Consider the following 6,955-nt stretch of genomic DNA (forward strand, 5'->3'; position numbering starts at 1 on the left):
TGGCGGTAGCTATAATTCTGAAGCTAACGTAAAAATAACTTGGGTTCTAGATAATTGGAAACGGGATTTGAGAAAGTGTTTGCTTAAACCGAACTAACGTTAATACATTTGGTGACGGCGGTAAAAAATAGAGAGCGAACGACTGCAACGCGATCGTTACGCTCCTCTAGGCTTTGCTTAGCTATATTGACGCTGGTGATAAGACTGCAAGCGGTAAATGTGATAGAAGAGTTGCCAGAAGTATTTTTCGGTCAATCCACAGGTTGAAGCACCGCGCAGCACTACATTGGAGTACCATTCATTGGGTGCGAGTTCGCGAGATAGCTTATTGACAACGCTGTAAGTACGCACGTTTGTATAAACCCTTTTATCAACCGTGACGGTAATCAGTTCGTGCTGATAGCCCCCTTTCGATACATCCTCACGGATATCTAAGCGATCGCTCAAGCGCATCGGCAAGCAATATAAAACCCCTTCTACATGGGAATTCGGATCTTTCACAATATCCAAGCAACCGCAATCGCGATGGGGCGATCGGTAATAGAAACCAAGTCTATATCCACTTAAACGCGCCACACCGACGACATAATGATGGGCTGCTTCACCAAGCGATCGCTTCAAATCTACAGGACACATACAGGAACCGTAAGCAAAGTAATAAAACATCTGCTCCGACTGACATAATCCTAGTTCAGAATCTACTGAGGTCTGTAACTGCTGTAATGACTTTGATTTGAGCGAATCTACCATATCGATAACATTTGGCAAAAACTATTTAGTATTCTGTGATACCTACAAAAAGTATAAAGCTTTGTGTATGCTCGTCAGGATTAACTATTTCACAAGTTTTAAGCGGTTTAAAAACTCTAAATAATGCTTACAGCAATGAGTATGTCGCACATAATTTCAAAAAAATATGCCTGAGTATACAAAAACAGATCTAGAGGCAGAAAATTTACCAGACGATCGGAAGCCCCTGTTACCTAAAAAAAATTCCTTAGGTGAAATAGCCCTAGTTTTTAGCAAATTAGGGGTAACTGCCTTTGGCGGACCTGCCGCTCACATTGCCCAGATTGAATTGGAGGTGGTACAGCGTCGCCAATGGCTCAGTCGGGAGAAGTTATTAGATTTGCTAAGTATTAGCAATTTAATTCCAGGCCCAAATTCTACCGAGTTAGTAATTCATGTGGGTTTGGAACGGGCTGGATGGCGAGGGATGCTTGTCGCGGGAAGCTGTTTTATTTTGCCTGCGATGCTGATGACATGGGGATTGGCGATCGCCTATGGGCAATACCAATCAATTCCTACGGCTGGTGGGCTACTTTATGGGATCAAACCTGTAATTATCGCGATCGTCCTTCAAGCTTTGACCAAACTAGGGCGATCGGCTCTCAAAAGTGCTGCAACTTGGAGCGCGGGGATTTTGGTGTTGGTCTTATATTTACTTTCTATTAACGAAATCATTCTCATGCTAAGCGCTGGTCTGATTGTCACCTTAGTCGCTAATCTCCAAGCTCTCAAAAAGTCTCGATTTTTATCCTTTACGATTTCTCCTTTGGCTTGGGGCACATTTACCTTAGGCGCGATCGCTACCGAAAGCCACCCGAAAACTTGGCTAGCTGTATTTTGGAGCTTTCTAAAAATTGGTTCCTTCCTCTACGGTGGTGGGTATGTCCTATTGGCTTTTGTACAGCAAGAATTTGTCGATCGCCTGCATTGGCTGACTTCACAGCAGTTATTGGATGCTGTAGCGATCGGGCAGTTTACGCCTGGACCAATTTTAACGACGGCAACCTTTATTGGTTATCTCATCGCAGGAAATTTGGGAGCGATCGCGGCGACGATTGGTATTTTTTTACCTGCATTTATGTTAGTTCCCTTGATAAATCCCTTTGTCTCAAAATTACGCAAATCACCTTGGACTGCGGGTTTCTTAGATGGAGTGAATGCTGCTTCCATTGGCTTGATGGCAGCCGTAGCATGGGAATTAGGACGCGGAACTCTTACCGATATCTGGACAATTGTTATTGCGATCGCCAGTCTTGCCATTCTGCTCAAATTTCCGAAATTAAATTCGGTCTGGTTAGTACTCGCTGGCGGTGCGATCGGTTGGCTGCTTAAGATTTATCAATAGTCCCGAGCTTCATGCGGGACATTTTCCCACAAGGAAGAAAACGCTATACTAAGCAGTAGTGCTAAATAGGTAAGGATGGGCGGCACTTCGTGCCGCCCATCCTTACCTTATAAATTCTTTGCTTTTTAGGACTACCAGCAAATTAGTAATAAGCAAATTACTACAACTTTTGCGGTTGAGGTCAATTTTATGGTTCTCCAAGTCTCATCCATTAAAATCGAGCCAAACATTACTTGGGAAGCTTTACCCGCAGACTTCGTATTACCCGACGATCCCGTGGAAAATATTCAACAACCAATTTTAGCTGCTGCACTCACCGATGCCTTAGGAGCCGCAGGACTAATCCAACCAGAAATGCTTATTGGTTCTAACTTTGGTTTAGTTGCCTCCATAAATTCGCGAACTATCGTCAAAGCTCCTGATTGGTTTTATGTGCCTAGAGTTAATCCCATTAGCGAAGAGTTTGCGCGACGCAGTTATACCCCAAATCTAGAAGGCGAACCTGTGGCGATCGCAATGGAATTTCTATCAGAGACAGAGGGTGGCGAACTTTCGATAAGGGCAACCCCTCCCTATGGCAAGCTTTATTTTTACGAAAGAATTTTGCAAGTCCCGACCTATGTTATCTACGATCCTTCCGTGCCGAGTATAGAGGTACGATGCTTACAGAATGGTCGGTACGTGCTGCAAGAACCGAATAGTCAAGGACAGGTATGGATTCCAGAGCTAGATTTATTTCTCGGAATTTGGTCGGGAATACGATTAGGGCAATCGATGAATTGGTTGCGTTGGTACGATCACTCTGGCAAGTTGTTACTATGGAGTGCCGAACAAGCCGAACGAGAACGCCAAAGAGCGGAAGTGCTAGCAGCAAAGTTACGCGAACTTGGTGTCGATTGTAGTTAAGACCTAAAACCCAAAATAGAGTTGCGGCGCTACGCGCCGCAACTCTATTTTGGGTTTTGAGCTTGTCCTAACATAACTGGCTACCGCTAAAAAATAATTGAATTTAAAATTTAATTTAAAATTCAATAACATTCTTATCACTAGTACTGCTACCACCAGATAAATCGAGATAATTAACGCCGATCTGTTTGCTAATCTCAGCTTTGCGTTGTTTGGCTTCTTTAATTTTCGCTTGACATTCATAGCCAAAATCGGGATTGGCAATCACATCCGTACTTTGATATTTACTAAGCCAGTCCTTTTCATGTTTCTCACACATGATGTATTGAATTTTCGCGATCGCTGTTCTCACGACAATCTGAGGGCGGAGTAGGGCAACGCGGGAATTTTCATCGAGCCAAAGCAGATGCTGCAATTGTTGAGCAACCTCTTCTTGTTCCGCACAGAGAATTTGTAATTGTTGGACTAGATGATCGGGATAGGGTTCCTCCGTTGCAAGGGAAGTTTTATTGGCTTGGAGAAGATTGAGAATTGTTTGCCAAAGATAGCGATGATTCGATTGAGTAAATTCAATATTCTCTTCTTCGGCAATCTCTTGGTATAGGTAGGCGCGATGTTGAGGAAAATGGAGATAGATTTGCAAAAGTTGGGCTTCCGCAGAATGCAATGCATTGGTTGTGGGGGAGAGTGATGGAGCGGGTTTATTGCTATTCCATCTCGTATTGCGTAATTGGCGGCGCAGATCTTGCTCTAGGCGCAATGCTAGGTAAGAATTTCCTTGAGATAATTTTTGGGCAGAAGTATGAATGTAATGGGTACGAAAGAAGGAATCGACGGGCAGATTGTTTAATAATTGCGCGATCGCTTGACTGCTCTTTTGGAAGCGATCGGCTTGATTGAGATCCTGTCCCGATAGAATTTGGTCGATTTGCCAATCGAGAAATAGCGGCGCATTTTCGAGTAAGCCTTGATAGGCTCCAGCGCTATGTTGTTTCAGATATTCATCGGCATCTTTGCCATCGGGAATCGTCAAAACTCGTAATTGCACGGTTCCATTAAAAACTAATTCTTTAAATCCTGCGATCGCCTTTTCTGCTGCCGTAATTCCTGCTTTATCAGCATCGAAATTTAAAATTACATTTTTGGATTCGGTATAGCGCAGCAATTGCTTCATCTGGTCGGCATTGAGAGCCACACCCATCGTGGCGATCGCTTGTCCGATTCCCGCTTGATGCAAAGCGATCGCGTCAAAGTATCCCTCGACGACAATTGCTCGATCGGATTTGGCAATCTCATCTCTTGCCTTATCCATCGCAAATAAAACAGTACCCTTGCTAAAGAGTTCCGTTTCAGGAGAATTTAAATACTTGGGTTCCTCATCACCGAGAGAGCGTCCGCCAAAGGCAATTACCCGACCACGAGTATCGTGAATGGGAATCATCAAGCGATCGCGAAAGCGATCGTAAAATCCATTTCCCGTTTTACGCGGAACGATTAAACCCGCTTCTTCCACGAGTTTCATGGGAATCTGCTTTTGCTGTACCAGATATCCCATCAGAGTTTCCCAACCCGCAGGCGCATAACCTAGTTGAAATTTCTGGATGGTGTCTTGGCTCATTTGCCGCTTTTCGGTGAGATAGGCTAAGGCGGCTCGTCCCTGATGGGCATAGAGTGCGTGTTGATAAAAACTCGTCGTCAACGCCATTACTTCGTATAGGCGATCGCGATGGGAAATTTGACGCTGAATTTCTTGAGCTTTTTCGGGCTCGACAGTTTGAATGGGAACGTTGTAACGTTTTGCCAAATCTAAAACTACGTCAGAGAACGATCGCTTATCGATCTCCATCAAAAACTTGACTGCCCCACCTCCTGCCCCACAGTTAAAGCAGTGGTACATTTGCCGCGATGGGTTAACGGTGAGGGCTGTGGCGTTTGTACCGTTGTGAAAAGGACAGGCTCCCCGAAAATTTGCCCCACTTTTGCGTAGCACGACGCGCTCAGACACGATATCTACAATGTCTGCCCTTTGACTTACTTGGTCAATCGTATCTTTGTGGATCTGGTACTGTGCAGACATAGCGATCGCTTATTTATAAACCGCAGTATGCTCCATACATTTTATATCAATTTATATCAATCAACCTCAAAAAATAAACTTACAGCGCTTTACGCTCAAACCCAAACCAAGGAAAATCTTGAAAGCGTTGCTTTGCAACGCTTTCAAGATTTTCCTTCTGGTTCGTTTGATCGGTAATTGCTGTAAAACCTAGAAGTGCGTAGCGCCTACGTAGTGGACTCCACGCACTTCTAGGTTTTGGGTTTTACAGCTTTAGAGATCGCCTATAATAGCAATCTGATAGCGCAAATAAATAACTAAGAGGCTTTTGAGGTTATTCGGATGCTACAAGTCGATCTCAAACATCTGCCCACCAGTGACGAATTGCCTGATTCTGACGATACGCCTGTGGATAACGAAGACCAGAATTTTGTACCAAATTTGCTATTGTTCTTGTTGGAATACATTTGGAAAAATCGCGATGATTGGTATTTTGGTGTGGATATGGGCATCTATCACACCACTGGCGTAAGTCCGAGAGTTCCCGTAATTCCCGATGGTTTTTTGAGTTTAGGAGTAGAACGTCGTAAAAATAGTGGTTCGCGTAGCAGTTATGTAATGTGGGAAGAAGGATATACTGCCCCGATTTTGACCATAGAAGTTGTATCCCATAGCTATGGTGATGAATACGAGAAAAAATTAGATATTTATCGCCAATTAGGGGTTAAGTATTATGTGATTTACAATCCTCAATTCTGGCGGCGCGACGGGCATTTGCCTTTCGAGATTTATAAATTAGTTGATGGAGATTACCAATTACAGCTTGGTGAACCTCTATGGATGCCAGAAATCGGCTTAGGGATTGGTCGTGCTGTATTGCCAAGCGATCGCTTTAACCGTGAAGTTTTAAGCTGGTTTGACGAACGAGGACAGCGTTATCCTAGTATCGAGGAACTGGCGGAGCGAGCAGAAAGACTAGCCTCTAGGTTAAAAGAGTTAGGAGAAGATCCTGAACTTTTTTAGGATGTTAGTTATCCTGTAGAAATCAGTTATTATAAATATTACAGTTTTATTAAAAAATAATAATCCAGCGATGATGAGTCAAAGAATCCGTCTTTTTCCTTCCTACTCTCAAAAAGAAAATGAAACAACAAACCACTGTATTTATAATTCTCAAAATGTTATATGAGGAGAATCCAAAACTCCTTTCGGAGACACTAAGTATATTATTTATCAGCAAACTATTGTAAGTAAATCATGATAGCAACACCAAAATTTGATTACATAACTCCAGACGAATATCTCGAAATGGAGGAGAAGAGCGAAATTAAACATGAATATATTGATGGATATATTTATGCAATGGCTGGCGCAAACGATCCTCACGTTACGATCGCCTTAAACATGGCTTTTTTAATCCGCAACCATTTACGTGGCTCTAGTTGTCGAGTCTATATGTCAGATATGAAAGCGAGAATCGATTCATTAAATCGATTTTATTATCCAGATGTGATGGTGACTTGCGATCCTAGAGATACCCAATCACAAAATCAAAAGAGATATCCTAAACTAATTATCGAAGTTCTATCAAAGTCCACAGAAGCATTTGACCGTGGTGATAAATTTGCTGATTATCAACAAATAGAAACTCTAGAAGAATACGTTCTAGTCAACGCCAAACGTCAACGTCTTGAATGCTTCTGCCGCAATCAAGAAGGACTTTGGGTATTAAAGTCATACTCAAGTGAGCAAGATAAATTCCAATTGTCGAGCATCAATTTAGAAGGGGAATTTGTCGATCTTTACGAAGATGTCAGGTTTTAGAAAAAGCTTGTTTATGATATAGCTATAGTCAGTAA

6 protein-coding genes are annotated in these 6,955 nt (G+C 42.8%); 4 read left to right on the forward strand and 2 right to left on the reverse strand.

Going from position 1 to position 6,955, the window contains the following annotated elements; all coding sequences use genetic code 11:
* Positions 1-177 precede the first annotated feature (177 nt).
* The gene (locus AC805_RS13905; RefSeq protein ID WP_055075978.1) at positions 178-750 is read right to left on the reverse strand and encodes a gamma-glutamylcyclotransferase; all 573 of its coding nucleotides are present in this window, start codon (positions 748-750) and stop codon (positions 178-180) included.
* Positions 751-916: 166 nt separating this feature from the next.
* On the opposite strand from AC805_RS13905, the gene AC805_RS13910 reads away from it, so the two are divergent.
* Both AC805_RS13910 and AC805_RS13915 read left to right on the forward strand, forming a co-directional pair.
* Positions 917-2,134, forward strand: coding sequence for a chromate transporter (locus AC805_RS13910; protein WP_055075979.1), 1,218 nt, complete (start codon positions 917-919; stop codon positions 2,132-2,134).
* Positions 2,135-2,323: 189 nt separating this feature from the next.
* On the forward strand, positions 2,324-3,040 hold the full coding sequence (locus AC805_RS13915; RefSeq protein ID WP_055075980.1) for a Uma2 family endonuclease: 717 nt from the start codon (positions 2,324-2,326) through the stop codon (positions 3,038-3,040).
* A 115-nt stretch (positions 3,041-3,155) separates the two neighbouring features.
* Here AC805_RS13915 and dnaG read toward each other — a convergent pair whose 3' ends face one another.
* On the reverse strand, positions 3,156-5,117 hold the full coding sequence (gene dnaG, locus AC805_RS13920) for a DNA primase (protein WP_055075981.1): 1,962 nt from the start codon (positions 5,115-5,117) through the stop codon (positions 3,156-3,158).
* A gap of 321 nt (positions 5,118-5,438) precedes the next feature.
* Here dnaG and AC805_RS13925 point away from each other — a divergent pair, with 321 nt between their 5' ends.
* Both AC805_RS13925 and AC805_RS13930 read left to right on the forward strand, forming a co-directional pair.
* A complete protein-coding gene (locus tag AC805_RS13925; RefSeq protein WP_055075982.1) occupies positions 5,439-6,119 on the forward strand; it encodes a Uma2 family endonuclease in 681 nt (226 codons plus the stop codon).
* 234 nt (positions 6,120-6,353) lie between these two features.
* Positions 6,354-6,920: a Uma2 family endonuclease gene (locus AC805_RS13930; protein WP_055075983.1), complete on the forward strand. Its 567-nt coding sequence runs from the start codon at positions 6,354-6,356 to the stop codon at positions 6,918-6,920.
* Positions 6,921-6,955 lie beyond the last annotated feature (35 nt).

The sequence above is a fragment of the Pseudanabaena sp. 'Roaring Creek' genome (assembly GCF_001402795.1).
GTDB lineage: Bacteria > Cyanobacteriota > Cyanobacteriia > Pseudanabaenales > Pseudanabaenaceae > Pseudanabaena.